27 protein-coding genes and 3 tRNA genes are annotated in these 24,462 nt (G+C 67.5%); 9 read left to right on the top strand and 21 right to left on the bottom strand.

Annotation, left to right across the window (positions count from 1 at the left end; translation table 11 throughout):
• Nucleotides 1-98: 98 nt before the first annotated feature.
• Complete coding sequence (locus ABIA36_RS05530) at nt 99-422, top strand: helix-turn-helix domain-containing protein (protein ID WP_369962082.1); 324 nt, start codon at nt 99-101, stop codon at nt 420-422.
• Between the two features lie 157 nt (nt 423-579).
• Nucleotides 580-1,365, top strand: a complete 786-nt coding sequence (locus tag ABIA36_RS05535) for a hypothetical protein (RefSeq protein WP_369961276.1) — start codon at nt 580-582, stop codon at nt 1,363-1,365.
• 49 nt (nt 1,366-1,414) lie between these two features.
• Here the strand turns inward: ABIA36_RS05535 and ABIA36_RS05540 are convergent, their stop codons facing one another.
• The 13 genes from ABIA36_RS05540 to ABIA36_RS05600 all read right to left on the bottom strand — a co-directional run bounded on the left by ABIA36_RS05540 (nt 1,415) and on the right by ABIA36_RS05600 (nt 12,254).
• Nucleotides 1,415-1,855: a single-stranded DNA-binding protein gene (locus ABIA36_RS05540; protein ID WP_369961277.1), complete on the bottom strand. Its 441-nt coding sequence runs from the start codon at nt 1,853-1,855 to the stop codon at nt 1,415-1,417.
• Between the two features lie 109 nt (nt 1,856-1,964).
• Nucleotides 1,965-2,432: a hypothetical protein gene (locus ABIA36_RS05545; protein WP_369961278.1), complete on the bottom strand. Its 468-nt coding sequence runs from the start codon at nt 2,430-2,432 to the stop codon at nt 1,965-1,967.
• The gene (locus tag ABIA36_RS05550; RefSeq protein ID WP_369961279.1) at nt 2,429-2,833 is read right to left on the bottom strand and encodes a hypothetical protein; all 405 of its coding nucleotides are present in this window, start codon (nt 2,831-2,833) and stop codon (nt 2,429-2,431) included. Before ABIA36_RS05550 ends, ABIA36_RS05545 begins: the two co-directional genes overlap by 4 nt.
• The gene (locus ABIA36_RS05555; protein WP_369961280.1) at nt 2,833-4,638 is read right to left on the bottom strand and encodes a type IV secretory system conjugative DNA transfer family protein; all 1,806 of its coding nucleotides are present in this window, start codon (nt 4,636-4,638) and stop codon (nt 2,833-2,835) included. The genes ABIA36_RS05550 and ABIA36_RS05555 overlap by 1 nt, the downstream gene beginning before the upstream one ends.
• The gene (locus ABIA36_RS05560) at nt 4,635-6,083 is read right to left on the bottom strand and encodes a hypothetical protein (RefSeq protein WP_369961281.1); all 1,449 of its coding nucleotides are present in this window, start codon (nt 6,081-6,083) and stop codon (nt 4,635-4,637) included. Before ABIA36_RS05560 ends, ABIA36_RS05555 begins: the two co-directional genes overlap by 4 nt.
• 1 nt (nt 6,084) lies before the next feature.
• Nucleotides 6,085-7,617 (bottom strand): SCO6880 family protein, encoded by a 1,533-nt coding sequence (locus tag ABIA36_RS05565; RefSeq protein ID WP_369961282.1) that lies wholly within the window; start codon nt 7,615-7,617, stop codon nt 6,085-6,087.
• 3 nt (nt 7,618-7,620) lie between these two features.
• A complete protein-coding gene (locus ABIA36_RS05570) occupies nt 7,621-8,664 on the bottom strand; it encodes a hypothetical protein (protein ID WP_369961283.1) in 1,044 nt (347 codons plus the stop codon).
• 4 nt (nt 8,665-8,668) lie between these two features.
• Entirely contained in the window at nt 8,669-8,992 is a 324-nt protein-coding gene (locus tag ABIA36_RS05575) for a hypothetical protein (RefSeq protein ID WP_369961284.1), read from the bottom strand.
• The gene (locus ABIA36_RS05580) at nt 8,989-9,144 is read right to left on the bottom strand and encodes a hypothetical protein (protein WP_369961285.1); all 156 of its coding nucleotides are present in this window, start codon (nt 9,142-9,144) and stop codon (nt 8,989-8,991) included. Before ABIA36_RS05580 ends, ABIA36_RS05575 begins: the two co-directional genes overlap by 4 nt.
• 4 nt (nt 9,145-9,148) lie before the next feature.
• Nucleotides 9,149-9,727: a hypothetical protein gene (locus ABIA36_RS05585; RefSeq protein ID WP_369961286.1), complete on the bottom strand. Its 579-nt coding sequence runs from the start codon at nt 9,725-9,727 to the stop codon at nt 9,149-9,151.
• 165 nt (nt 9,728-9,892) lie between these two features.
• Entirely contained in the window at nt 9,893-10,996 is a 1,104-nt protein-coding gene (locus ABIA36_RS05590; RefSeq protein WP_369961287.1) for a hypothetical protein, read from the bottom strand.
• Nucleotides 10,993-11,736, bottom strand: coding sequence for a sigma factor (locus tag ABIA36_RS05595; protein ID WP_369961288.1), 744 nt, complete (start codon nt 11,734-11,736; stop codon nt 10,993-10,995). Before ABIA36_RS05595 ends, ABIA36_RS05590 begins: the two co-directional genes overlap by 4 nt.
• A gap of 317 nt (nt 11,737-12,053) precedes the next feature.
• Nucleotides 12,054-12,254, bottom strand: a complete 201-nt coding sequence (locus tag ABIA36_RS05600) for a helix-turn-helix transcriptional regulator (RefSeq protein WP_369961289.1) — start codon at nt 12,252-12,254, stop codon at nt 12,054-12,056.
• Nucleotides 12,255-12,353: 99 nt separating this feature from the next.
• On the opposite strand from ABIA36_RS05600, the gene ABIA36_RS05605 reads away from it, so the two are divergent.
• Both ABIA36_RS05605 and ABIA36_RS05610 read left to right on the top strand, forming a co-directional pair.
• Nucleotides 12,354-12,947, top strand: coding sequence for a helix-turn-helix transcriptional regulator (locus tag ABIA36_RS05605; protein WP_369961290.1), 594 nt, complete (start codon nt 12,354-12,356; stop codon nt 12,945-12,947).
• Between the two features lie 42 nt (nt 12,948-12,989).
• Nucleotides 12,990-14,147 carry a tyrosine-type recombinase/integrase gene (locus ABIA36_RS05610; RefSeq protein ID WP_369961291.1) on the top strand — a complete coding sequence of 386 codons (1,158 nt, stop codon included), beginning with the start codon at nt 12,990-12,992 and terminating at the stop codon, nt 14,145-14,147.
• A 103-nt stretch (nt 14,148-14,250) separates the two neighbouring features.
• Here the strand turns inward: ABIA36_RS05610 and ABIA36_RS05615 are convergent.
• The 3 genes from ABIA36_RS05615 to ABIA36_RS05625 all read right to left on the bottom strand — a co-directional run bounded on the left by ABIA36_RS05615 (nt 14,251) and on the right by ABIA36_RS05625 (nt 15,511).
• Nucleotides 14,251-14,324 (bottom strand) — tRNA-Met (locus ABIA36_RS05615).
• Nucleotides 14,325-14,355: 31 nt separating this feature from the next.
• Nucleotides 14,356-14,427 (bottom strand) — tRNA-Thr (locus ABIA36_RS05620).
• A gap of 127 nt (nt 14,428-14,554) precedes the next feature.
• Nucleotides 14,555-15,511, bottom strand: a complete 957-nt coding sequence (locus tag ABIA36_RS05625; RefSeq protein WP_369961292.1) for an aldo/keto reductase — start codon at nt 15,509-15,511, stop codon at nt 14,555-14,557.
• Nucleotides 15,512-15,620: 109 nt separating this feature from the next.
• On the opposite strand from ABIA36_RS05625, the gene ABIA36_RS05630 reads away from it, so the two are divergent.
• Both ABIA36_RS05630 and ABIA36_RS05635 read left to right on the top strand, forming a co-directional pair.
• The gene (locus ABIA36_RS05630; protein ID WP_369961293.1) at nt 15,621-16,523 is read left to right on the top strand and encodes a pentapeptide repeat-containing protein; all 903 of its coding nucleotides are present in this window, start codon (nt 15,621-15,623) and stop codon (nt 16,521-16,523) included.
• A 190-nt stretch (nt 16,524-16,713) separates the two neighbouring features.
• On the top strand, nt 16,714-18,456 hold the full coding sequence (locus ABIA36_RS05635; RefSeq protein WP_369961294.1) for a glycoside hydrolase family 13 protein: 1,743 nt from the start codon (nt 16,714-16,716) through the stop codon (nt 18,454-18,456).
• 125 nt (nt 18,457-18,581) lie between these two features.
• On the opposite strand, the gene ABIA36_RS05640 is transcribed toward ABIA36_RS05635, so the two are convergent.
• Nucleotides 18,582-19,409, bottom strand: coding sequence for a M23 family metallopeptidase (locus ABIA36_RS05640; RefSeq protein WP_369961295.1), 828 nt, complete (start codon nt 19,407-19,409; stop codon nt 18,582-18,584).
• A gap of 52 nt (nt 19,410-19,461) precedes the next feature.
• Nucleotides 19,462-20,274, bottom strand: a complete 813-nt coding sequence (locus ABIA36_RS05645; protein WP_369961296.1) for an inositol monophosphatase — start codon at nt 20,272-20,274, stop codon at nt 19,462-19,464.
• Nucleotides 20,275-20,345: 71 nt separating this feature from the next.
• Between ABIA36_RS05645 and ABIA36_RS05650 the strand changes: the two genes are divergently transcribed.
• Nucleotides 20,346-22,016, top strand: coding sequence for a hypothetical protein (locus tag ABIA36_RS05650; protein ID WP_369961297.1), 1,671 nt, complete (start codon nt 20,346-20,348; stop codon nt 22,014-22,016).
• A gap of 59 nt (nt 22,017-22,075) precedes the next feature.
• Here ABIA36_RS05650 and ABIA36_RS05655 read toward each other — a convergent pair.
• Nucleotides 22,076-22,157, bottom strand: a tRNA-Tyr gene (locus ABIA36_RS05655).
• A gap of 63 nt (nt 22,158-22,220) precedes the next feature.
• On the bottom strand, nt 22,221-22,523 hold the full coding sequence (locus ABIA36_RS05660) for a helix-turn-helix domain-containing protein (RefSeq protein WP_369961298.1): 303 nt from the start codon (nt 22,521-22,523) through the stop codon (nt 22,221-22,223).
• Nucleotides 22,524-22,669: 146 nt separating this feature from the next.
• Between ABIA36_RS05660 and ABIA36_RS05665 the strand changes: the two genes are divergently transcribed.
• Entirely contained in the window at nt 22,670-22,813 is a 144-nt protein-coding gene (locus ABIA36_RS05665; RefSeq protein WP_369961299.1) for a hypothetical protein, read from the top strand.
• A 121-nt stretch (nt 22,814-22,934) separates the two neighbouring features.
• The gene (locus ABIA36_RS05670; RefSeq protein ID WP_369961300.1) at nt 22,935-23,423 is read left to right on the top strand and encodes a YajQ family cyclic di-GMP-binding protein; all 489 of its coding nucleotides are present in this window, start codon (nt 22,935-22,937) and stop codon (nt 23,421-23,423) included.
• Here ABIA36_RS05670 and ABIA36_RS05675 read toward each other — a convergent pair.
• Nucleotides 23,329-24,405: an alpha/beta hydrolase gene (locus ABIA36_RS05675; protein ID WP_369961301.1), complete on the bottom strand. Its 1,077-nt coding sequence runs from the start codon at nt 24,403-24,405 to the stop codon at nt 23,329-23,331. The two genes, ABIA36_RS05670 and ABIA36_RS05675, sit on opposite strands and share 95 nt — an antisense overlap.
• Nucleotides 24,406-24,462: the final 57 nt, after the last annotated feature.

A 24,462-nucleotide genomic window follows, 5' to 3' on the forward strand; every position in this document is an offset into this window, starting at 1 on the left:
AATCCGCACCCATCGTGGGTCATGCACCGCGAACATCAGTGTTCATCAGCACAGAGCCGAGGCGAGAGGAAGTTTCTGCGCACGCCGGTTCGGCCGAGATGCTGCGAAGCCTCAGAGATGTCTCCGGACTCACATGGGATCAGATCGCTCGTCTGTTTGGCGTATCGCGGCGTGCAGTGCATCACTGGGCGGCGGGTGACACGATGAATGCGCACAATCACGAATGGCTTTCAAAGGTGTCAGCGGTTGTTGCGTCCATGCCCGGCATTTCTCCGTCGGAGCGGCGTGACGCATTGATGCGTCCCGATTCTGACGGCCTAAGTCCCTACGACGCGCTTCGACGAGCCGTCTCGTCCGGGTCTGCAGACATCAACCGACTCCCGGTCTCGCTCGCCGCTCTGATGGGCGTTGAGACCGCGTAAGGGGAGACCGCTCCCGTCCGCGGTCCATCGATTTTGCCTGACGTTACGTCAGGGGATGGTGGCGAACGTACGATCGGTCCCCGAAGTACGATTTCAAGGTTGGTTGAGGCGCCGGACGCCACACGGTGCAGTGATCATCTCGCAAACATGCGATGTCGTGCAAAAGAAGACCACGGCAGTGCTCGTTGCGACGGTGAGACGACTGGACGAGGCGACGTCGCGTGGCGCACGCGAAGGGGCCCGCCCGCGGTTCGTCCACCTGCCGGGCATTGGACCGGACTTCTTCGCCGACCTCGATCACGTTGCAACAATTCAAAAGACGGCCTTAGTGCAGTACGAGTTCAGCGACGGACTCTCAGACGAGCTCGGACAACGAAAGTTTGCACAGCTGGTCGGGCGCCGATTCTCTCGGCATGCCTTCCCCGACGAGATTTCACCCTGGCTGACTCCGCTGCAGAGCGTCGTCGCGAAGAGCGTACTTCGCGGCGAAGAGTCGCTTGCGGCAGCAATGGAGGAGATTGAGGAGCTTCGCGTCGAAGCGAGCTCATGGGTCTCGTTTCCAATGGATCTCACCCTGCACGTTGTCGTACACGCAGGCGAACTCCCCGCCCCTTCAGATGAGCTTCCGGAACCATCTGACGGGATCCGGAGTTGGCTAGCAACGACCAGAAGCTACAAGGAGATCGCACGAAAGCTATTCCCCGAGTACGGTTCTCGCCCCACGGGTGACGACCGACAAGTGCTCTGGGACGCTTTCGGTGATGCTCTCGCGCGCACATGCAAGCCCTCGAACGCTGACAAGCGGAACATCCCAGGGTGCGAGAACGCAGTAGCGAGCATCGAAGCCATGATCAGCAGTGACGACGAGTTCACTCTCGCCATGCTTCGTCGGAGCGAACGGCTGGATCTGGCTCATCTCTCAGTCCCAGATCCAGCGGACTGACGGACAAGAGCAAAGAGGCCGGCTCACGCCGGCCCCTTTGCTCTCCGTGTCAGGACAACGCGGCTGGACTAAACGTCTTCGGAGCTGCGAGCGGCCTGGTCGCCGGTGCGTCCGGGCCGTCAGCTTTTGGGGCGCGGCGGGTGACCTCCGCGGTGGTGTAGCGGAGGGAGGGGCCGACACTGTCTGCGACGACTTCGGTAGCGGCTCGGGGCTCGCCGGTGGCCTGGTCGGTCCAGTGGCGGAACTCGAGGTTGCCGTTGACGATGACGGTGTCGCCCTTGGCGAGGCTGGCGCGGACGTTCTCGGCGGTGCGGCCGAAGACGGTGGTGCGGTGGTACTGGGTGTCGCCGTCGACCCACTTGCCGTCTTCGAGCTTGCGGTCGGTGACGGCGACGGTGAACTTGGCGAACTTGGTGCCGTTCTGAGATTCGCCGTAGTCGGGGTCGGCGACGAGGTTGCCTTCGATGCTGATCGGGACTCGTGTGCTCATCGTTCTGTTCCTTTCCTTTCGCGCCCGATGGTCGGGTCGCTCTCACTTAGAACTTCCGATTCGCGGGCAGAAAATGCGCGCAGGCGGCGCGCAATCAGTGGCGTTCCGCCTACGGATTGGCGTGGCTTCGGCGAATCCAGTCCGCCCATTCCGCGTGGACGGCGTCGTCGCCTTGTGGGAGTTCGGTGTGGCCGTTGTGGCATTCGCCGTTGTACCAGGTGGCCAGACGCGGCATGGCGACGGCGAGGCGTTCGTGCCAACCGATGGGTCCGTAGCCGGCGTCGAGGCTGTCGTAGGAGACCAGCCACGCGGTGTGAAGCGCCGAGAGTTCTTCGACAAGCGCGCCGTGCCTGAACCAGCACGGCGGGATCTTGCGGGAGGCCAGATTGTAGCGGTGGGCGAACCAGGCCACCCAGCTCCGGAGGTCGGTCCAGACTTGCGGGGCGTCCTCGTCTTCGAGGGTGCGCCAGTTGATGACGCGGATGCCGAGCATCCCTGGACTCTGCCGGGGCGCTTGGCTCTCCCATCCGTCGGCGAGTGAGGCGACGAGGTCGTCGAGCGGGATGTCGTCGGTCACTGCTGCTCCAGAGATGCTTCGATGTAGTGGGCGATCTTGGCCTGGAGCCGGGCGATCGCCTGGATGGAAGCGGTGCGGCGGGAGACGAAACCCGAGAGCGCACGGTCGCGCTCGATCAGCAGATGCACGTACTCGTGGCAGCGCGGGTGCAGTGCGGTCAGGTCCTCATGCTTCTCGCGGGCGGTCCAGCCGTAGGGGGTCTGGGTGACGCCCCGGTAGTCCAGGTGGTGCAACTCGAGCGAGCGTGGGCTCCCGGCGCCAAGGCACAGGGCGCAGCGGACAGTGCCCTTGCGGTGTTCTTCGTCAACGAACCAGCGGTCACGCCGGCCGAACCAGGCCAGCGAGTGCAGGTAGCGACTGCGGTAGCTGTTATCCCGTGAGGGCCGACGACGGTTGGACATCAGTTTCCCTCCCCCGCTGAACCCCGGCGATCCAATGCGGCTTGATACTGTTCGGCAAACACCAGCTGCTGGTCGAGCTCGGTGAGCTTCCTACCCGCGCTGACCTGACGGGCGTCGTCGCGATCAGTCCATCCCCGCAGGTCGAGCAGAATGCCCCGGCGGTTCCGGTACGCGAGGAGCCCGACTGTTTCTGGCATGCGGCGGATCTCGTCGAGCGTCATCACGGGCACCTTCTCGTTCTGCACGTTCGTGGACGACCCGTTGTCGTTATAGGAGTGCCCGGTGTTCCGGATCCGCCGCGTGCCGAGGAGGGATTCGATGTCGCGGAGGTGGTCGACATCGGACGCGCTACCGAGGAGGAGCTTCGCCGTGGCGGCGGACCAGATCGTGTCGGCCTCCGACCGAGACCAGGCGGTCTCGGCTTGGGAGAGGGCTTGGAGGACAACGATGGTGGAGATGCCGATGCCGCCGCCGTCGGCCATAATCCGCGGCAATGCCGGCCACGAGAACATGTTCGCGATCTCATCGAGAATCACCGCCAGTGGGAGGTCGAGGCGGGAGCCGGGAGAGGCGAGGGCTTTGCGGCGCGCGGTCTCGACGACGTCGTCGAGGACTGCGCCGAGGAACCCGCCGACGGACCCTGCGCCAGCGCCGGTGCCCACGAGATAGAGGCTGTTCGAGTCGGCGAGGAACGCATCGAGGTCGAACTGCTCCCCCGGCCCGGGCGTCATCGCGTTCCGGATCGCGGGGATGGAAAGCGGGCGGAGTGCGCCGAAGACGCCGAACCAGGTGTTGGCCAGGAGCTTCTCGTCGCCGTTGATGATCGCGTCCAGGTCCTCGGACCAGCCTGGCGTTCCTTGGTTGGCGAGCACGCTGACGGCTTCCCGCGCGATCCGGGGATTGGATCCCCACCGCGCCAACGCGTCCGTCCCGCGGCCCGAGACTGCGGCGGCGTGCAGGAGTCGGGACAGTACGTTGGAGGACACCTGCGCCCATTCCTGGTTGGTCTTGGACGCACCGAGGGCGGTTCCGGCGATGATCGCCTGACCGCGCTGGTCCGCGACGAGCGGATCCTCGCAACCGGCTACCGGCGAGATTCGCAGGCCGGAGCGAACACCGGTGAGCTCTTGAGGGTCAAAGACGGTGACCTCGCCGACCCGAGCGCGTTCGCGCATCGTGGCGGAGAGGTTGTCGTTCCGCGTGGAGGTGGTGATCAGCGGACCGTCCCAGTCGAGGATGGCGTTGATGATGAACCGGTACCCCTTCCCGGAACGGGGCGCGCCCTCGACGACGATCGAGTCCTCGATCGAGACATAGACGTCCTGCCCATGGGCGCTGCCGACTTTCCACCCCGCCGCAGCTGGCGACGGATCGACCAGCGACGGGCGAAGCGTTTTGGCCCGGTGGAGGGCTGTACGCGCGGACGTGTGCTTGCGGACTTCGCCGGGCTTGGCGAGCCCGTCCCGCCCCCGGAGATCGCGGATGAAGTACCGGTCTGACTGCCGGTAACGAAGCCACCAGACCACCCCGCCTGCAGTCGCGCTGAGAAGAAGGAAGACAGTAAGCAGATCGAGGACGCGGATCATTATCACGGGTGCCGTGCATCCGGGCACTAGGGCGAACCCGCTCGGGTCGCCGCTTATTGCCAGTTGCAGGCCAGCGAAGACGCTGCCCGGCTGGCCGCCACCGTCACAAGTCGTGGTGATGGTCGCGCTCGCGACGCCGGTAGCTAATGCGCCCGCGACGACGATCGCGAACAGGCTGTAGAGGGCAACGTGCGTCCAGGAGGAGCCGTGGGTTCTCATGCGCGTTCGCCGCCCATGGCGTCGGTGCGGAAGATGCCGAGTTCGTAGTCGGTGCAGATGTTGCGCACCTTGGCGACGCGGTCCTGGCCGATCTGCCAGAGCCCTTCGCCCTTGTGGAGTTTGCGGACGAGGTCGGCCTGAGTGTCGTTCCAGCCCAAGATCTCCCGCGACCGCGCAATCTCCCCCGAGTGCTGCGCGTATGAGATCCGGGTCTCGCAGTCCGCAAGGAGACCAAGTGCTCGAGAGTGGAGAGCACTGTTGTGGTCGCCAAGCGCGTCGAGGTCGGCAACCCGGTGCAAGAGGTACCAGTTAGAGATGCCGAGATGGCGGGCTACCTTCTCATCCTCGACGCGGTCTGCGAGGCCGTCGCCTCCGGAGACGTCGTTGAGCAGCTCGACGGCAGCCTCCTCGTGAATGATCACCCGCGCCTGCCGGTTCGCACCCAAGGAGGATCGGCGAATCCAGTTCGCCGTCGCGAGCCGGGCCAGCGCCTGCGCTTCGGGTGAGGCTCCTTTCAGGGCGGAGGTGTCGACGACCATCATCGGGGCGTCGGCGTCGAAACGGACAGTGGAAGGTCCGTCGAAAAACCCGGTGAGGTCGCCGGAGACCATCCGGCGCAGCGAATGCGCGAGCCGGTGGCCAGCCTCGACCACCTCGAGCGGCTGGATTTGGTGGGGATCGACGAGGCGGTCATACACGTGGGTGATGGTGACCGTGGACTGGCCTCGAAGCGCGTCGAGGGCGACGTCGAGAGCGGTGTGCTCGACCGGTTCCAGGTTCCCGCCTTCGCGGAGGCGGCGGATGATCGTCTTCACGGTGGCGCGCCGGTATTGGAGGACGTTCTGGTTCCAGTCCTCATGCGAGAACGACGGGTCCCGCGGTCCCTCGTCGAGCAGGTTGATTCGGGCGGCCTTGCCTGGGCCGACGGAGATGGAGGTGCCACCGACATAGGAGGCGACGCGCACCCACTCCCCGTTCGGGTCGTGCGGGACCGCGACCTTGCGTCCCAGCCGGGCGAGGCGGGAGGACCAGGATTTTGCGAGCATCGACTTGCCGGTGCCCTTCACTCCGAGGATGGCAACAGAGTGAGAGCGGACGGCTTCGGCGGAGTAGGCGTCCCATGGGTCGAAGCAAAACGGGGCACGCGAGAGGAGGTTCTCCCCGATGTACGCCCCAGTGAGAATGTCCCCAGTCTCAGCGAGGAATGGATACGCGCCGCCGAGGACTTTGGAGGAGCACCGGTGTGCGGGTGGGGTGGCGCGTAGTGGGCCACGCAGGTTGTGGGGCCGCTTCCACCCCCAGGTCGGCATTTTCGACGCCGGCAGCTCCGCGGACTGGAGCTTCCAGCTTGGGTTCTTGTCCGAAAGGGTGGACTGGCGGTTGCGGCTGTTGGCGCCGGGCTTCTCGTTCGCTGGGATGCGGCCGATGACGGCTGACTGCTTCATCTCATTCCCCTTCCAGCGGGACCGGCAGCGCCGTGGTGACGAACCCGGCCGCTTGTTGGCCGGACATTGATGCGAGGACGAGGCGGGCGGGGTGCGAGGCCTGCTCGATGTCCGTCCGGGCTTTGGCGAGGGCGTCTTTTGATTCGGCGGAGATGGTGACGAAGCCGCGGTACTGGACGTCGCCGAATCCGTCGACGAGGTCGTGCTCGCGCACAGCGAGGTCTTCTTCTTCGCGGAGGTGGGTGAGCGGGATCCGGGAGGACAGCTTCATCCGGATCGTCGCGGCGGTCTCCATATCCGACTGGGCGCGGTTCAGCTGGGCCAGCGCCTTGTGCGTGGCCACCGGGCGAACCTGCAGCGTGATCACCCGCGTCGCATCCCCGGCGTAGAGCAGGGGCTCAAGGAAGCCGGTGCGGACGTCGGTGCGCGGCCATTCAGCGACCCAGAACGTTTGATGCCAGGACTGGTCGACCCGCATCGAATCCCAGCCCTCGTCTATCCCCATCACCGGCGACGGCACCGAGACGACGTCGGAGTCCTGCTCGCGCCGCGTCGCTGCAGCGACCGGATCGGAGGACAGCGCGTTCAACTCGTCGAGCTCGTCAGCGGTGAGCCAGCCGGCCGGAGTGAGCCGGGCGTGCTCCATCGAGGTTTCGATACCCGCGACGCGTTCCTTGAGAACCGCAGCCAGACCAGTGAGCCCCTTGCCGGCGTCGCGGATGGCGCCGTTGAGGGCGGCGGTGTCGAAGGTGAGGGTGATGTAGCTGGTGAACCCCATGGATCGCTTGGAGGCCGCCCGCGTCAGCGCCCAATACTGCTCGCGCAACTCCGCGCTCACCTGCGGGCCAAACTCATCCTCGCGAGCGACGAGGTAGTCCTTCAGCTGGGTCGACGACGCACGGTCAACTCGGATGCGGATCGTGGTCTCCCGCACACCTGGGAGGTTCTCCAAGGAACTGAGCCACTCGACGAATCCGTCGTAGGCAGCCTCTTGGGTGCCCTTGTCTCGCAGCGCCCACGCTCTGGAGCCAACTCGGACCGTCACGGATGCGAGTCGGCCGCGAGCGTTATAGATGAATCCGCCCGCGCCCGGGATCTGGATCACCTGCACGTCGCCGAGGGCGCCGGGGAGAAGGAACTTGGAGGTGACGACGGGTGCGACCGCGGCGACCTGGGCGTGGCCGACGCTCAGTGATGCCATGGTCACCCGGAGCCAGACGTCGCGACGGAAGGAGGTCTGGCCGCTGAGACTGCGGTAGGCGTAGCGGGCGGCCTGCGCGGCGATGACGAGCACGGGCTCACGCCGGTAGGTAGCGAGCGCGAAAAACATCACCATCGCGATGAGCGGGAGCATCACCCAGAACGCGTTGGCGTTGATGAACAGCGTCGCCAGCAAGATGGCGACAGCGGCGCCGATGACGACAAGCTGCAGGAAGGTGAGGCCAAGGAAAATACCTCGTCGTTCCCGGGCGGCAAAGCGGACGCGGGGTGCGCCTTCGTCGGTGAGGATCTGGTCGGCGGTGAAGGTGGTCATGGGCTATCTCCCAACCTTGATGACCCGGGCGGCGGAGCGGACCGGAGCGGCGGCGGTGTTCACGCGCGAGAACTGGTCGCGGACCGAGAACCGATGGTGAAGAGCTGTGCCGACTTCCGCGCCGGCGAAGGACACGAGCTTCGTCGCCCACAACGGACTGAACGAGGCAGCGATCACGGCCCCGGCAGCGACGAGGATGACCCCGATGCTGAGGCTGCCTTTCGTCAGTTCGACGGCGAGAAGGACGACGCCGGCGGCAAGGGGTTTGGCGATCAGCAAGCCGATGGTCAGGTTCATCCATCGTTGCGCCCACGCGGTGAGCTTGGGCTGGCCGATCATCATCAGCCCGACCGGGGCCATCGCCGCGAGGGCGAGGAGCCCGAATTCGCGGATCGACATGGCGATGAAGAGGAAGAGCGAAGCGATCATCATCAGCCCGACCACGAGCAAGGCCGTCACGTATTCGCCGACCGCGCCCGGACCTTGGGCGCCTTGGGCGGCGATGGTGAAGATGACGCCGCTTTGGGTGAATTGGGCGTTGTGCATGACCGCGTTGGGCGCTTGCTTGGTGATGTCCAAGAGCCCCACCACCCGCAGCAGCCCTCTGCTCAGGTCGCCGCCTTGGACGGTGGAGGTGAGGCTGCTGGTCACGGCGTCGGTCACTCCCGATGCCTTCTGCATCCCCCATACGCAGATGGCGGAGAACGGGATGGCGAGGGCGGCGCCGGCGGCGGTGCGCCCGATGCGTGCCCAATCCTGCAGGATCATCGCTATCCCGATCTGCACAAGGGCGACGATGAGGATGACGGGGGCGGTGACCGCGATCCAGAACAGGAACTGCGAGTGGGCGATCTCCCAGCTGCTCGGGTCGATGTTGGTGTTGAACGAGCCGGCGACCATGGTGGCGATGAAGTCGCCAAGGTTGCGGATGGTGGAGCCCATGAACTGGGCGACGGTTTGTGAGGCTTGGCAGCCGAAGTCGGTCATGAAGCAGCCGTAGTTCGGCGAGAACGGGTCCGGAGGAGCAGCAGCAGCAATGGCGAGCATGATGTCACGCCACGTGAAGTGACTGGCCCCAGTTGATCAGCCCCGCGATCCCGGCGGCGACGGCAACACCCGCGACGCAGCTCACCACGCCGACGATGCCCATCTTCTGAACACGTCCGTTGCTGGAGACGTGGCCGACGACGATGAACCCGGCCGCGATCAGGCCACCGATCACGCCGAGGGTGAGCACGATGGCGAACACGACGTTCGCGATCGACTGGAGGGCGCCAACGCCAGGACCGGAGAAGTCGGGTGACGGGTTGTTCACCGTCAACACGTTGACCGCGCGAGAATGCGCGGTGACGAGCGCTTCGTTGAGTGCGTTCATGATTGGGTCTTCCTTTCGGCGGTATCTGTTCTCGACACGGGTTCTTCGGTCTCAGCCATTCGGCTCGCCGCCAGCAGCCCGGAACCGACGATTCCGAGCAGGGTGATGCCGACGACGAGCAGGAGGCCGAGCACGTTCAGCAGGAGGTTCATGGGGTTACTCCCCGCTCGCATTCGCTGCGTCCGTCGCGGACGCTGGCAGCGGGACGGTGAGACGAAGGGGCTGCCCCTCGGAGGGGACGTCCATCGTGAGGAGAAGCCGGTCGACGCCGGCAGGCAGATACCAGGCGGCGGCGAAGGAGCGTTCCTTGTCGTTCGGGACCCTCCAGGTCGACTTGCCGTGGAAGAGCCCGCTCGGCAGCCACGCGAGCCCCGCGGCCTTGGCGACGGCAGGTCCGTCGGCGGCGTCCAGGACAGCGGGCTCAGGCCGACCATCGAACTGGGTCCCCTTCAGGGTTGTGCCGGTGACGTCCTGGTAGGTCAGGTTTCCTTGCGAGGGCTTCCATTCACCGGTCATCGTGAACTTCACAAGGAGCACTGGCGTCCCCATCGGGAAAAGTTCTTGGTTCGATCCCGGGAGGGTGCATCGGCAGCCGTGCTTCGCCTTGAAGGTCTTCCCGGGGAACACCTGCACGTAGACGGTGTCGACGATGCCGTCAGCTGCGGGAGTCGCGTCGCTGGACGGAGTCGCGGTCGGTGTGGCCAGTGCGACGGTCGTGAACGAAGGCTTGGGCACTGAAGTACTTGCTGCTGCACAGCCCGTCAGGGCAAGGAATGGGAAGAGAGCCGCGATTGCGATCAGCTTCTTGTTCATCTCGATTCACCTCGGTTTCGTAAGCGCCTTCACTTGGAACTTCCGGTTCGACGCAGCTTTTGGCGCGCACCTTCCGGACTTCGTTGGTCAGGGCACCTGGATGTGTTGGTGGTTGCAGGTGTCGGGGAAGTCGCTGGTGATGTTCGCCAAGACGCCCAACGACACGTGGGCGCGTGCGCGGCAGTCGCTTTGCCCGGCCGATGACCCGTGTGGGGCGTACGGGTACAGCACGTGGATCAGCTGGACCGATAGCGTGTCCGCGCCAGTGAGGGACTGCCGGTTGATCGCGTAGAAGTCGACCGCCTTGCCCTTCCAGTGCGCCGACGCGGTGCCTGCGCCGGGGGTCATGCCGGTGCAGCGCCGGTTCAGGTCGCTGACGCCGACCTGTTGGAACGACTGGACGGCGACGACGATCAGCTGGAGAACGTGCGCGTCGATCGTGCAGGCCGGTGTCGCCGTCCCGTCGGCCATGTTGATGACCTGCTGCTGGTAGCGGGACTCGAGGAAGTTCAGCTTCTTCGCCTGGATCGCATCGACCAGGACGGCGGCGGCTGCGCGCGCGTCCGCTGGCACCTGACAGGTACCCGCACTCGCGCCGGTCAGAGCCGCCAAGACGTGCTCGGCCGATGTCCAGAACGGGGCATAGTGGTTCGGGTCGGCGTTGATCTGGACCGCGTGGGCGACCAGGGTGGGCGCGAGCGTCTGCCAGTCCGGGACGTGCAGCATGCGGGTGTAGAAGGCGGCGGCCGCGGTCGCCGGGTTCCTTCGCTGCGCCGGAGTGCCGTAGCTGGCGCCTTGTTGAAAGACGCCGATGGTGGTGTTGTCAACGGCGTCACCGTGATCGAGGTTCCGTAGCCCGGACTCGCCGATGGCGACCATCAACGCGAGAGTCTGACCATGCGGGGGCACGCTCATCTGCTGGCCGACGGTGATGATTGTCGCCGCGATCTTCAACTGGTCTGGCCCGTACCCGTCCACGTTCTCGCCGGCCTCGACCGACGGGGCGGATCCGCCGCACACTCCCCCACCACCACCGAAGCCGCTCGCGCCCATCGCGAGGACGAGCGACACCGGGACGGCGACGAGCGCGACAGGAACGTCCAGGACGATGACCGCCGCGACGATCAGCAGGTTCCGGGTCGTCTTCGGATGCGACACCGCGTGAGCGGCAGCCGCGCCGACGCTGATCACGCCGTCACCTCTCGCTCCAGGACGGTCCGGGCGATCATCAGCAACCGTTTCGCGGTCGCGATCCGCGCCCTCGCAGAGCCGGGATGGATGCGCAGGGTCTCGGCGATGGTGCCCGCATCTTCGCCGACCATCCCTGCGACCTCACGCAACCCACCGATCTCGGGAACGCACGACACGATCACGGACCCCGTAAGCGGCAGCCCGGCGTCTGCGGCCGCAAGCGCGGCGAGCACAGTGCGTGCGGTCTGGCACACGCGGTCATGGATCGTACGGACCCCACGCTTGGACAGCTGATGGGCGCTTGCCACCCGATCTGCGTCGCCGTCTGCCAGGCTCAGGTCGCTCATCACGTGCCAGTCGGATGGGCCGACGAAATCGGCCACCAGCAGCATCCACCGATGCGCGTCGAACCGGCGGATCATCACCTCCAGTGGGTCAATGTCCGAGCCGGACTCGACGTCGTCCGGCACCTCGTCCATCGGGACATGCTTCCGCTCGATCTCCCGAAGCACGACGCGGCGAGTGATGCCGAACACGAAAGCGTGCGGCGAACCGCGCTGGGGGTCAAACGTCGAGGACCGGCGCCACACCGTCTCCCGGGCGACCTGTAGAACGGCGTCGACCTCATTGGGCCAGCCCCGCAGTTGAAAGCGGACGTACGGTCGCAACGTGTCGACTTCACGGAGCAACTCCGTGAGAACAGCATCCGGCCGCGTGCGGACTTGGGTTCCTCCAGCCACGAGATCACAACCTTCCTGGGACGGAGGTGGCTATGCGAAGGACCGGGTTCGAGCCGGGAGGGCTCGTCAGAGTGCGCTGGGTCAGCGCGAATGGGCGCGCGGGAGCGCCGTGAGGATGGATGATTGGGTAAGAATCAGCCGCTCCATTTGGTGCCGCACGCTACCCCCGAACAGGGGCCGCGCTTGGGTGGCACGCCGGGTGAACCGCCGGTTCTACTGACAGCTCTCGCACTGGAGCGAGTCCGCCGGGTCGACGGGGACCAGATAGCCGTCTACGAAATCCTGGACGACGCCAGGGCTAGCAGGAGCTGGAGCTCCTAAGCGTACACTCCGGTCTTCGTCTGGGCGCTCGCTTCCAGCCATGCCAACACCTCCGACCGCTTGTAGAGCACGGTGCGCGGGGTGGGCTTGTAGAACCGCGGCCCCTTGCCGTGGTAGCGCAACTGGGCGAGTGCTGCGATGGACAGTCCGGTGAGTTCAACGACTTCCGCGGGCTGAATGAATTCTCCTGTCATCATGTCTCCTCCGCTTCGACAACCTAGGAGCGTTTGAGTTGTTGCAGTAACGGTAGCACTTGATCGCTAGCTTGACAACAATGCAACGGCTAGGCTGTCGAAATGGCAGACTTTCGATCCGGCGACAGCATCGGCACCCGCATCCGTTTGGCGCGGCGGGAGCGTGGGTACCGAACAACGGCGGAGCTGGCGAGCGCCATTCCCGGCGGCAACGTAACCGAGGCGATCCTCGAGAACATCGAGTCAGGCAGGAAAGCCGATATCAGCATCAGCCAACTGCTCAATATCGCGCGCGGGCTGAACGTTCCCATCAGCATGCTTCTGGCCCCCATCGGCAAGCCCGATGCCCAACTAGATCTTGCGAACCTCAGCGAGGACTTCACCGGGATGACGGTGGCCGAGTTCGACAGCTGGCTATCTGCGACCTCCGCAAGCTCCTATCGACCGCGCCTCGCATCCGAACGCGCCGACATCGCAATCTTGAGCTCCCTACGTGAGCTGGGCACTCTCCGACGTGAACTCGAGCGACTGCACATCGTGCTCGACGCGGATAAGGCCTCAGGCGACCCCGACCTGATCGCGTCTGACGCAGACGTAGAAAAGCGCCTCGACCGAATCACGAAGGAAGTAGCCGACATCGCCCAGCTACTCACGAGCGCGGGTCTGACAGGGATCGCCGAAGCCGCTGAGTCGTAACCGGGGCTACAGCACCCTGCGGTCAGGGCGGAAGGAGCAGAGATGGGAAGCATCGAAGCGTATGAGAGCGCCGCCGGACGACGGTACCGAGTTCGCTATCGCAAGCCGGACCACAGTCAGGCCAACAAGCGCGGCTTCCGCACGAAACGCGAAGCCGAACTGTACCTCGCCTCGGTGGAGATCAAGAAGGCTCGAGGCGATTACATCGACGCCGCAGAGGCGCGCGCCACTGTCGGCGACCTCGGCGAACAGTGGATGAGCTCGCAGACGCACCTCAAACCCTCCTCTGTTGCGGTCATCGAATCGGCCTGGCGGCTGCATGTCCGCCCCGCCTGGGGCACCAGATCGATCGGCGAGATTCGGCACAGCGATGTGCAGCAGTGGGTGTCGCATCTCAGCGCAGGCGGGGAAAGAATCGGAAAACCGAAATCTCCTGCACTCGTGCACCGCTGCTACGGCATCCTGGCGGGGATCCTCGACGTCGCGGTGCGCGACCACCGCCTCGCGTCCAACCCGGCCCGTGGTGTCTCCCTACCAAGGAAGGTCTCCAAGGAGCACCGCTACCTCACGCACGAGCAACTCCATAAACTCGCTGAGGCCAGCGGGGAGAACGCGACTCTGATCCTCCTGCTCGGCTACACCGGGCTGCGCTGGGGCGAAGCCTCAGCGCTCCGGGTCAAAGACATCGACCTTGAGAAGCGGCGCCTCCACATCGTGGAGAACGCCGTATTCGTACGGGGCGAAGTAATCGTCGGATCCCCGAAAACCCACAAGCGCCGCAGCGTTCCGTTCCCGGCCTTCCTAGCAGAGCGGCTTAGGGCGGCGACCACTGGCAAGACCGAGACGGAGCTAGTCTTTCCGGGTCGGTTCGGCGAGCACCAGAGGACGCCTACGATCCGTGAGAACTCGTGGTTCGACAAGGCGCTGGTCAGGGCGGAGCTGTCACCGATGACCATCCACGACCTGCGGCACACGACCGCGAGTCTCGCCGTGTCTGCCGGCGCCAACGTCAAAGCGGTCCAACGCATGCTCGGTCACGCGTCCGCGGCGATGACGTTGGACGTCTACGCGGACCTGTTCAACGATGACCTCGACGACGTCGCACAGCGGCTCGATGAGGCCGCCTCGATGGCACTCGATCACACCAGCGCATTGTCACGTAAGACGGCGCCAGAGCATCACGAGAAGCAATCCAGGTGAGTCTCGGTGATTCGGAGTGTGTCCAAATTGTGTCCAAATCGCCCCGACAACGACGAAACGGCGGCTGATCATCAGCCGCCGTTCCCAGTGTTTTCAAGCTATGTAGCGAGGGCGGGACTCGAACCCGCGACACCACGATTATGAGCCGTGTGCTCTAACCACCTGAGCTACCCCGCCGTAGCCTCCCGGTGTCGCGACCGGGAGACGGAGCCCCCTGTGGGAATCGGACCCACTACCTCTTCCTTACCAAGGAAGTGCTCTACCAATGAGCTAAGGGGGCGAAGCCGGGCATCCGGAAGGGTCCGGGCCGTTTTCGGCAACCGTACGAGGATACCATCCCCGCGCGGGTGCTTCGTACCACCCGGCCCCCCGGATCGGCTCCGGGATCACCCCGGATCAGCGCCGGCTCACGCCGCCTTCGCGGCCTCCGAGGCGCCGTCGAGCGCGTCCAGCTCGTCGGCCGTCAGCACGAGGTCGATCGACGCCAGGAGGTCGGGGAGCTGCTCCAGGGTGCGCGCGCTCGCGATCGGCGCGGTGATGGTCGGCTGGGCGGCGAGCCAGGCGAGCGCGGTGGTCGCGACCGAGACGCCGTGCGCGGCCGAGACCTCGTCCAGGGCGGCGAGCACGCTGCGGCCCGTCTCGTCCAGGTACTTGGCGGCGCCGCCGGCGCGCGGGCTGTCGACGGTCACGCCGTCGCGGTACTTGCCGGTCAGGAAGCCGGCGGCGAGCGCGAAGTACGGCATCACGCCGAGGCCCTCGCGCTCGGCGATCGGGCGGTACTGCTGCTCGTAGGCGCGCTCGACCAGGTTGTAGTGCGGCTGGAGGGCGACAGCGCGGTGGAGGCCGTCGCGCTCGGTGATCGCGAACCACTCCTCGATGCGCTCTGGCGAGTAGTTCGAGATTCCGATGTGGCGGACCTTGCCCGCGTCCACGAGCTCCGAGAGCGCGGCGACGGTCTCCTCCAGCGGCACCGACGGGTCGTCGAAGTGCGCGTAGTAGAGGTCGATGTAGTCGCTCTGCAGGCGCTCGAGCGAGGCGTCGGCGGCGCGGCGGATGTTGTCGGCGGCGAGACCCTTGAAGTCGGGGTGCTGGCTGACCTTGGTCGCGAGCACGACGTCGTCGCGGCGGCCGCGCGCCGTGAACCACTCGCCGAGGATGCGCTCCGAGTCGCCGCCGGTGTTGCCCGGCACCCAGGCGGAGTAGCCGTCCGCGGTGTCGACGAAGTTGCCCCCCGCCGCCGTGTAGGCGTCGAGCACAGCGAACGAGGTGTCGCGATCGGCCGTCCAGCCGAAGACGTTTCCACCCAACGAGAGAGGCGCGACCTGGAGGTCGGAGGTTCCGATGGTGCGGCGCGGTGAAGTCATTCCGTGATCCTTTCGTGGCTGTCCTTCCACGCTAACGCGGCGTCGCAACGGCTATTCCGAATGTGTCGAAGATGTGGAGAGCTCACACGTGCGGCCCTACTGTGGAGGAATGTCCGCCACCGCCGCACCCGAGCGCGCCCTCGCCGCCGACTGCGCCTCCTGCTCGGGGCTCTGCTGCGTCGCGCTCGCCTTCGCGCGCTCGGCGGACTTCGCGTTCGACAAGGCCGCGGGCGAGGAGTGCGTGAACCTGGACGACGGCTTCGGCTGCCGCATCCACCCGCAGCTCCGCGAGCGCGGCTTCAAGGGCTGCACCGTGTTCGACTGCTTCGGCGCGGGGCAGCACGTCACCCGGCACACCTTCGGCGGGGGGTCCTGGCGCGACGACGCGGGAGCGCGCGCCGGGATGTTCGCCGTCTTCCCGATCGTCCGCCAGCTCCACGAACTGCTCTGGTACCTCCGGGAGGCCCTCGCGATGCCCGCCGCAGCGACCCTCCACGATGCGCTGCGCGCCTCCTGGGACGAGGTCACGGAGGCGGCCGACGCCGACCCCGCGCTCATCCTCGAACTGGACATCGACGAGCTGCGCGCCCCCGCGGCCGCCCTGCTCCGGGAGGCCGCCCGGCTGACCCGCGAGGCCCTGACCCGCCAGGCCCTCACCCGCGAGGCACTGACCAACGAGCCCGCCACCCGCGCTGCCGCAACCCCGCTCCGCGTCAAGCGCTCCCGCCTCTCCCCCGGAGCCGACCTCCTGGGCGCCGACCTGCGCGGCGCGGACCTCCGCGGCGCCGAGCTGCGCGGCGCCCTCCTGATCGGCGCCGACCTCCGCGACGCCGACCTCACCGGCGCCGAGCTCATCGGTGCCGACCTCCGCGACGCCCGGCTCGACGGGGCCGTCCTCGACCGCGCCCTCTACCTCACTCAGCCGCAGGTCGATGCGGCCCGGGGCGATGCCAGCACGGTCCTGCCCGCCGTCCTCAGCCGCCCGTCGCACTGGGCCTCCGCGTCGCACTGAGACCCCCTGCACCGCCGCAGATTGCCGTCACACAGCCCGCCGCTCGGTCGAGAGGGCTAGCATTGCTGCCAGCGCCGACGACGGCGCGCCGATCCCGGTGCCGCGAGCGGCGGCGTGCGAGGAACGACGACGCCCCCGATCGTTCCCGCCACGTGCGCCCGCAGCGGCGCCCCGTCCTCCGCCAAGACAGGTGATCCCCATTTCGACTTCCGAATCCTCCCGCACGCCCGCGCCCAGCACTCCCGGCCGCGAGTGGTGGCGCTCCGCCGTCATCTACCAGGTGTACCCGCGGTCGTTCGCGGACGCCGACGGCGACGGGATGGGCGACCTCCCCGGCATCACCCGCCGCCTCCCCGCCCTCCGCGACCTGGGCGTCGACGCTGTCTGGCTGTCGCCGTTCTTCACGTCCCCTCAGAACGACGCGGGCTACGACGTGGCCGACTACCGCGACGTCGACCCCAGCTTCGGCACCCTCGCCGACTTCGACGCGATGCTGAAGACGGCGCACGACCTGGGGCTGCGCGTCATCATCGACATCGTCCCGAACCACTCCTCCAGCCACCACGTCTGGTTCCAGGAGGCCCTCGCCGCCGCCCCCGGCAGCCCCGAGCGTGCGCGGTACCTGTTCCGCGACGGCAAGGGCGCGAACGGCGACGAGGCCCCCAACAACTGGGAGTCCATCTTCGGCGGTTCCGCGTGGACCCGCATCACCGAGCCCGACGGCACCCCCGGCCAGTGGTACCTGCACCTGTTCGACAAGTCGCAGCCCGACTTCGACTGGGAGAACCCGTGGGTGCGGGAGCAGTTCCGCGACATCCTGCGGTTCTGGCTCGACCGCGGCGTCGACGGTTTCCGGGTGGATGTCGCCCACGGCATGATCAAGGAGGCCGGCCTCCCCGACTACATCCCGCCCGCGAACGCCGGCAGCATGGGCGGCGGCGCCATCGCGGCCACCACCGGCGGCATCGTGCTGGAGCCGGAGATCAGCGCGCACGCCGAGGGCGAGCCCGTCCTCCCTCCCTACTTCGGGCAGGACGGCGTCCACGACATCTACCGCGACTGGCACAAAGTCCTCGAGGAGTACGAGGGTGACCGCGTGCTCTGCGGCGAGGCCTGGGTGGAGCCGCTGGAGAAGCTCGCCAACTGGGTCCGCCCCGACGAGATGCAGCAGACCTTCAACTTCGGCTACCTGGAGACGCCGTGGGACGCGGTCGCCCTCCGCTCGGTGATCGACCGCTCGATCGCCGTGTTCGGGAGCGTCGGCGCCCCGAGCACCTGGGTGCTCTCCAACCACGACGTGGTCCGCCACGCGACCCGACTGGCCCTCACCGGTGACAACCCGCAGGGCCACGGCATCGGCCCGAAGTCGACCGGCATCCCCGACACCGCCTTCGCCCTGCGCCGCGCCCGTGCCGCGACCGCCCTCATGCTCGCGCTCCCCGGTTCGGCCTACCTCTACCAGGGCGAGGAGCTCGGCCTCCCGGAGGCCATCGACCTCCCCGACGAGGCGCGTCAGGACCCCACCTGGATCCGCACGAACGGCGAGCGCTACGGCCGCGACGGCTGCCGCGTGCCCATCCCGTGGGAGGGCGCCGACCCGTCGTACGGCTTCGGCCCCGGCCCGAAGAGCTGGCTCCCGCAGCCGGCGACGTGGGCGGACTACACCCGTTCGTCGCAGGAGGGCGTGCCCGACTCGACGCTGACGATGTACCAGGAGGCGCTGGCTGCCCGCCGCGAGCACGACCTCGCGTTCGGCGAGCTGCAGTGGTCGAACGCCGGCGAGGACGCGCTGCGGTTCCGCTCCGGGGACGTCACGGTCGCCGTGAACTTCGGCAAGGCCCCGCTGCCGCTGCCCGAGGGCACCGTCATCCTGGCGAGCGGCCCGCTCGAGAACGGCATGCTCCCGCAGGACACCACCGCCTGGCTGGTCTGACCCCACCGGCCAACCCCCAGCACCACGCAACGGAGGAGATCCGCCGCCCTGTCGGGCCGGGTCTCCTCCGTTCGCTGCTTCCGCCCCGCGTGTCGGCCAGGATGTCCTCCGCTAGCGGCGGCGTGTCAACTCGCGTTGGCCCGCAGCCACGCCACCGGGTCGACCGCTTCGGTGCCGTCCAGCCGGATCTCGAAGTGGAGGTGCGGCCCGGTCGAGACGCCCGTGTTGCCGACCCTGCCCACGATGTCCGCGACGCGCACCTGCTGACCCTCGGCGACCCGCACCGACCCGGACTCCAGGTGGCAGTACCTGCTGCTGATCAGCCGGCCGCCGATGAGGTGGTCGATGGTGACGTTCACGCCGCACCCGCCGCGGTCGCCGGTGACGACCTCCCGCACCACGCCGTCGGCGATGATCTGGATCGGGACGCCGGCGCCCGGTGCGAAGTCCACGCCGAGATGGTCTGTGGAGGCGCCCTCGGTCGGCGCCTCGCGCGGCCCGAACCCGGACGTGATCGGCACACCCACCGGGAACGGCCACTGGATGGCGCCGGCCGGGTTGTTGCGGAACGTGTCCGCGATCCGCATCGAGCGCAGCGCGGCGAGCTGGTCGCCGGACGTCGCCGCGCCCCCGTCGCGGACGATCGCCTCCCGCTCCGCCGACGTGATGCGGTCGAGGGCCTGGACGTCCGCCTCCGACGCCGGAGCGCCCGCGAAGTGCGCCGAGGCGACGCGCGCGCGAACCTCGTCCTCCGTCAGGAGGGCCATCGCCGGGACGGTGGTGGCGACCGCGATCCCGAGCACCGAGAGCATCGCGAACAGACTCACCCCGCGGCCGAAGCGCGGCTCCCGCGCCCGCTGGGCCGCCTGCTCGCGCTGCCGGAGCTCGCGGCGGGTGAGGTTCTGGTCCCGGGGCGCGCCGATACCCGTCCGAGGTCTGGGTCCGTTGCGCACCCGACCCAATATATAACGAAACGGTAACTGCCTTGCCCGCGGAGGCCGCCGGTCACTCCCAGCGCTGGTAGTACGCCTGCACCAGCGGGTCGAGCTGCGCGTACAGCTCGGGCGCCGCCGCGACCAGCAGCCGCTTGCCCGCCGGAGCGTCCCCCAGCCCGCCGAGCGTCGCCCCCGCCTCCTGCGCGATGAGCGCGCCTGCCGCGTGATCCCACGGGTTCAGCCCGCGCTCGTAGTACGCGTCGAGCCGCCCGCACGCGACAGAGCACAGGTCGAGGGAGGCCGCGCCGATCCGCCGGATGTCCCGCACCTGCGGGATCAGCTCGGTCACGAACGCCGCCTGCTTCCGCCGGATCTCCGGGTCGTACCCGAATCCGGTGCCGACCAGCGCGACCGGCAACTCCACCCCGTGATTGACCCGGATCGGCTCGCCGTTCAGCCGCGCACCGCCTCCCACCGCCGCCGTGAACACCTCACCGGTCGACGGATTCACGACCGCCCCGGCCAGCGTCCGCCACGTCGCCGGGTCGGGGTCGCCCTCCACCACGGCGACGCTGACCGCCCACGCGGGGATGTCGTAGAAGTAGTTGACCGTCCCGTCGATCGGATCGACCACCCAGGTCAGACCACTGCTCCCCCGCTCGCCGCCCGACTCCTCCCCGAGGAACCCGTCCCGCGGCCGCGACGCCCGGAGCGCTCCGCGGATCAGATCCTCGGCCTCCCGGTCGGCGCGGGTGACGATGTCGGTGATGGTCGACTTGGAGGCCGCGATCTCCACCCCGTCCCGCCGCCGCTGCAACGCGAGCGCGGCCGCACGACGGGCGACGGTGGTGGCGATCTCGAGAAGCTCGGTGGGGGCGGGCATGGGGCAAGCCTGGCATCGATCGGGCACGAACACTATTTCTCGCGTGCGTCATTCGCTGTAACATCTTCCATATGAAATCCAGCACCACACGAAGGCGCGCCTTCCTCGGCGCAGCCGCCGCCGGCGTCGCCGGGGCCGCAGCCTCCGTCGCCACCGCAACACCCGCCGCCGCTGTCGAGGACAGCATCCCGGCCAGCCAGAAGGGGGCGGCGAACGGCGTCGCCCCGCTCGACGCGAAGAAGAAGGTTCCTGTCGAGCACATCCCCACCGCCGACGGAAAGGCGCCTGCGTCGGTGGAGTCCCTCGTCATCCGGGCGCGGGATCGGTCGATCGGCTCGAGCTGGGAGGGCGACCAGTCGAAACAGATTCAGGCAGCGGTCAACGAAGCGGCCGCGGCAGGAGCTCGACTCGTCTTTCAGAACGGCGTCTACAACTGCACCAATATCCATATCCCGGCCAACAGCTGGATCGGAAGCATCGGCGCCCCCCATTCGTTGGCAGACGATCCGCGCAGTCCAGTGCAGATCAACAACGCGGACAGGGCCGACACTCCGACGTTCTGGTGGGGCGGCGAGGGAGTCGCCGCCCACGGAATCCGCATCGAGGGCCTGACCTTCTGGGGCGGCATGGCCGCCGTCACCGGTCCCCTCCTGCACCAGCGCTCCGGGTTCGAAGTCCAGCTCGACAACATCCAACTGCTGAAGAACTGGCACGGGCCCGGCTTTATCATCGACGCCGCATCCAACTGCCGGTACGTCGACCTCCAAGTCCAGCTCTGCGGCACCGCCGAATGGCCCGCCGTCATGATGAACCACGGCGACCACCCCTGGCGCACCGGCGGCTTCAGCATGAGCAACACCAACGACTTCGACCGACTTCGAGTGGAGCGCGCCCCTAACGTCGGGATGTCGATCGGAATGGGCTCGTGGAACCAGGTATCGGCGGAGTTCACACGGCTGACCTCGCCGCACTTCGAGACGGACGCTCAAGCCGGTGTCAAGGACGCCCTGATTCAGGTCGGAAACGTCTACAACCTCGATATCGTCTCGCCTACGCTCGTCGCAGGGCCGGGCGGTGCCGTCGCACATCTGGAGGCCCCTCGGACGGGTGCGTCGCGCCTCGATACGGGTGGCATCACTGTCATCGGCGGATCAGTAGCCGGCCGGTATCGCGCGCCTGCCAAGAACACCACCGCGGAGAATCGGACGAACCCGTTCATGATCGACCTGCAATCGGGTAACGGTTTCGCGATGCACGGCACCCGCGTGACCGGGTACAACAACGACGGTGTAGCCGTTCGGATCGGGGAGAAGTACGGACCGGACGTACAGCTGCAGCCGCTGTTCCGGCAGTGGGGCGCCTACGCGAAGGATGGGTCTGCCGGTCGGCTCACGCTGGCCAGTGACGCCCGGACCGGGGTCGCGCCGACGCCGAAGGTGGAGAGCCCATCGGGAACTGGCGCGAAAGCAACCGTTGAAGGCACGGATCGCCGGGGAAGAATCGAGTTCGTTCCGGGAGAAAAGGCGACGACCGGGACGCAATTCACCTTCCAATTCAATCGGACATTCAGGAAACGGCCAGTCGTCACTCTGACCCAGGAGAACGTCGGAGTCCTATACCCCTCAGTCGACCCGATGCTCAAGAACGTCTACTCGACATCGTTCCAGGTCGCCTTCGCGACCGCGCCAATCCCTGGCAGGACGTATGCATTCCACTACACCGTGGAGGAGTTGCAGGAGTAGCGACAAGGTGCAGCGAAGGGGACCCGGCTCTGAGCCGAGTCCCCTTCGTTTTACTGGTGTGGCGAGTGAGGGATTCGAACCCCCGAAGGCTACGCCGGCTGATTTACAGTCAGATCCCTTTGGCCGCTTGGGTAACTCGCCATTCGCGCCCGGAGGCGCCATGTAAGGATACTCGGCGCGCGCCGCCGAGCGAAATCGGGGCGGTCAGGCCGCGAGGAGCACCGTGGGCGCGTCGGCCGGGCGCGCTTCGACACCGTCGCGCACCAGGGTCAGGACCTCGGCCTCGGCGAACTCCGAGACCACCTGCGCCAGCAGTTCCCGCTCGGTCACGTCGAGCACCCGGCAGAGCGCCGCCAGGATCTCGGACGACGCCTCCTTGCGGCCGCGTTCGATCTCCGACAGGTACGGGATGCTGATTCGCGAGCTCTCCGACAGTTCGCGCAGCGTCGCGCCGCGCTCCGTCCGCAGCCGGCGGAGCACGGAGCCGATCGCGTGCCGCATCAACATGCCTGAAGCCTAAGCCGGGGGCCCGGCTCCGCGCCGATCCGATCATCTGATTCCGCCCACAGCAGAATTCGCCGGGACCCTCGCGACTTCGCGACACTCCCCGACGCCTGCCGCCGATGTCGGTGGCTGCGCGCACAATCGGGGGCATGAGAACGTTGGAGATTTGCGAACGGTGCGACGGGACGGGCGCCGACCCCCGCCAGCACACCGAGGAGATCGTCCTCTGCGTCGAGTGCAACGGTGACGGCTGCCACGTCACCTACTACGCCGAGCTGCAGCAGACGGCCTGATCTGCCGCTGCCTGGCAGCGCCCGGTCAAGGCCCGTTTCGAGCCCGACGCGTCGCCCATAGACTGGAGGACGTCCGGCCTGCTCCCGCTCGCCGGACCCGTGCGCGGGAAGGGACAGCACCATGGCAGACTCCTCGTTCGACGTCGTCAGCAAGGTCGACAAGATGGAGGCGGACAACGCCGTCAACCAGGCCCGCAAGGAGGTCGAGCAGCGTTACGACTTCAAGAACGTCGGCGCCTCGGTCGAGTGGAGCGGCGAGCAGGTGCTGCTCAAGGCCAACACCGAGGAGCGGGTGAAGGCGGTGCTCGAGGTGCTCGAGTCCAAGTTCATCAAGCGCGGCATCACCCTCAAGTCGCTCGACACCGGCAAGCCGTACCCGTCGGGTAAGGAGTTCCGCATCGAGGTCGGGCTCAAGAACGGCATCGAGCAGGACGCCGCCAAGAAGATCAATAAGCTGATCCGTGACGAGGCTCCCAAGTCGGTCAAGTCGCAGATCCAGGGTGACGAGCTCCGCGTCAGCTCAAAGAGCCGGGACGACCTTCAGGCGACAATGGCCCTCTTGAAGGGCGCCGACCTGGACGTGGCGGTGCAGTTCGTGAACTTCCGCTGAGCGCACCGCGCAGCCAGCGGGCGACCTGCCCGTAGGCCGCCGACCGCGCCGGTTCCCGCGAGAGGAACACGTCGTGGAGCGCGCCGTCGATGCGCGCGACGGTGACGGTCGGTGCGAGCCGGAGCGAGCGCACGGCGATGTCCTGCACGAGCAGTACCACGTCCGAGCCCAGCATGTCGGGCGTCCAGTACGGCAGCAGCGTCGAGCGCGCCGACAGCAGAGTCAGCACCGGGACGTCGATGGCGAGGCCGGCCGCGACGCGGGTGTGTCCGGCGAGGACGGCGGTGAGCCAGGCGGGATACACGGTGAAGCCGCGCACCGGACGCCACGCGAGGTCGTAGTCCCACTCCCCGTCCAGCGTCCGCGACACCGAGCGCGTGTAGAAGCCGAGGTCGACGTTCGGCATGGCGGCCTTCGGCTCGATCCGGGACTGGAGGTCCACCAGCGGGGCGAGCATCGCCCGGCCGGCCGAGTGCGCCTGGAACTCCAGCCACGGGCTGTTGAGGATGAGCGCCGACGCGCGGCCGGGGTGCCGGTCCGCCCACAGGCTCAGCGTGAGGCCTCCCGTCGAGTGGCCCAGCAGGATCAGCCGGCGGTGCGAGCGCTCGGCGTGGCCCATCGCGCTCAGCGCCGCCTCGATGTCGTCGTCGTACGTGTTCAGCGAGTCGACGAACCCGGGGGTCTGGCCGGGGCGGAGGCTGCGGCCGTACTTGCGCAGGTCCAGCGCGAAGAACCGCGCCCCCTGCTCGTGCCAGAAGCGGGCGAGCCCGGTCTGGAAGAAGTAGTCCGACCAGCCGTGCACGTACAGCACGTCGGTCTCCTCGGCGGGGCGCCCCGGCCGGAGGTCGGCCAGGTGCGGCCACGGCTCGTAGCGCACCAGCGTCGCGACGACCTCGCCCTCGGCGTCGTGGCCGAGCGGGAGCGTCGCCTGCTGGAACCCGCCGCCGAGGACGTCGGGGCGCCACTCCACTGGGCCGACCATGACACCAGGGTGCCAGACCGGTGGCGCGCGACGCGAGGGGCGTCCGGCGCGAGGCCG

Source organism: Leifsonia sp. EB34 (assembly GCF_041260585.1).
Lineage (GTDB): Bacteria > Actinomycetota > Actinomycetes > Actinomycetales > Microbacteriaceae > Leifsonia.

Excerpts from the sequence above, each read along its gene's own strand:
- ABIA36_RS05550 (WP_369961279.1), bottom strand. The coding sequence starts at position 2,833 with ATGTCCAACCGTCGTCGGCCCTCACGGGATAACAGCTACCGCAGTCGC.
- ABIA36_RS05650 (WP_369961297.1), top strand. The coding sequence starts at position 20,346 with ATGAAATCCAGCACCACACGAAGGCGCGCCTTCCTCGGCGCAGCCGCC.
- ABIA36_RS05665 (WP_369961299.1), top strand. The coding sequence starts at position 22,670 with ATGAGAACGTTGGAGATTTGCGAACGGTGCGACGGGACGGGCGCCGAC.
- ABIA36_RS05645 (WP_369961296.1), bottom strand. The coding sequence starts at position 20,274 with ATGCCCGCCCCCACCGAGCTTCTCGAGATCGCCACCACCGTCGCCCGT.
- ABIA36_RS05625 (WP_369961292.1), bottom strand. The coding sequence starts at position 15,511 with ATGACTTCACCGCGCCGCACCATCGGAACCTCCGACCTCCAGGTCGCG.
- ABIA36_RS05670 (WP_369961300.1), top strand. The coding sequence starts at position 22,935 with ATGGCAGACTCCTCGTTCGACGTCGTCAGCAAGGTCGACAAGATGGAG.
- ABIA36_RS05565 (WP_369961282.1), bottom strand. The coding sequence starts at position 7,617 with ATGACCACCTTCACCGCCGACCAGATCCTCACCGACGAAGGCGCACCC.
- ABIA36_RS05600 (WP_369961289.1), bottom strand. The coding sequence starts at position 12,254 with ATGATGACAGGAGAATTCATTCAGCCCGCGGAAGTCGTTGAACTCACC.
- ABIA36_RS05560 (WP_369961281.1), bottom strand. The coding sequence starts at position 6,083 with ATGAAGCAGTCAGCCGTCATCGGCCGCATCCCAGCGAACGAGAAGCCC.
- ABIA36_RS05675 (WP_369961301.1), bottom strand. The coding sequence starts at position 24,405 with ATGGTCGGCCCAGTGGAGTGGCGCCCCGACGTCCTCGGCGGCGGGTTC.
- ABIA36_RS05540 (WP_369961277.1), bottom strand. The coding sequence starts at position 1,855 with ATGAGCACACGAGTCCCGATCAGCATCGAAGGCAACCTCGTCGCCGAC.
- ABIA36_RS05580 (WP_369961285.1), bottom strand. The coding sequence starts at position 9,144 with ATGAACCTCCTGCTGAACGTGCTCGGCCTCCTGCTCGTCGTCGGCATC.
- ABIA36_RS05575 (WP_369961284.1), bottom strand. The coding sequence starts at position 8,992 with ATGAACGCACTCAACGAAGCGCTCGTCACCGCGCATTCTCGCGCGGTC.
- ABIA36_RS05555 (WP_369961280.1), bottom strand. The coding sequence starts at position 4,638 with ATGAGAACCCACGGCTCCTCCTGGACGCACGTTGCCCTCTACAGCCTG.
- ABIA36_RS05530 (WP_369962082.1), top strand. The coding sequence starts at position 99 with ATGCTGCGAAGCCTCAGAGATGTCTCCGGACTCACATGGGATCAGATC.
- ABIA36_RS05570 (WP_369961283.1), bottom strand. The coding sequence starts at position 8,664 with ATGCTCGCCATTGCTGCTGCTGCTCCTCCGGACCCGTTCTCGCCGAAC.
- ABIA36_RS05610 (WP_369961291.1), top strand. The coding sequence starts at position 12,990 with ATGGGAAGCATCGAAGCGTATGAGAGCGCCGCCGGACGACGGTACCGA.
- ABIA36_RS05630 (WP_369961293.1), top strand. The coding sequence starts at position 15,621 with ATGTCCGCCACCGCCGCACCCGAGCGCGCCCTCGCCGCCGACTGCGCC.
- ABIA36_RS05605 (WP_369961290.1), top strand. The coding sequence starts at position 12,354 with ATGGCAGACTTTCGATCCGGCGACAGCATCGGCACCCGCATCCGTTTG.
- ABIA36_RS05660 (WP_369961298.1), bottom strand. The coding sequence starts at position 22,523 with ATGTTGATGCGGCACGCGATCGGCTCCGTGCTCCGCCGGCTGCGGACG.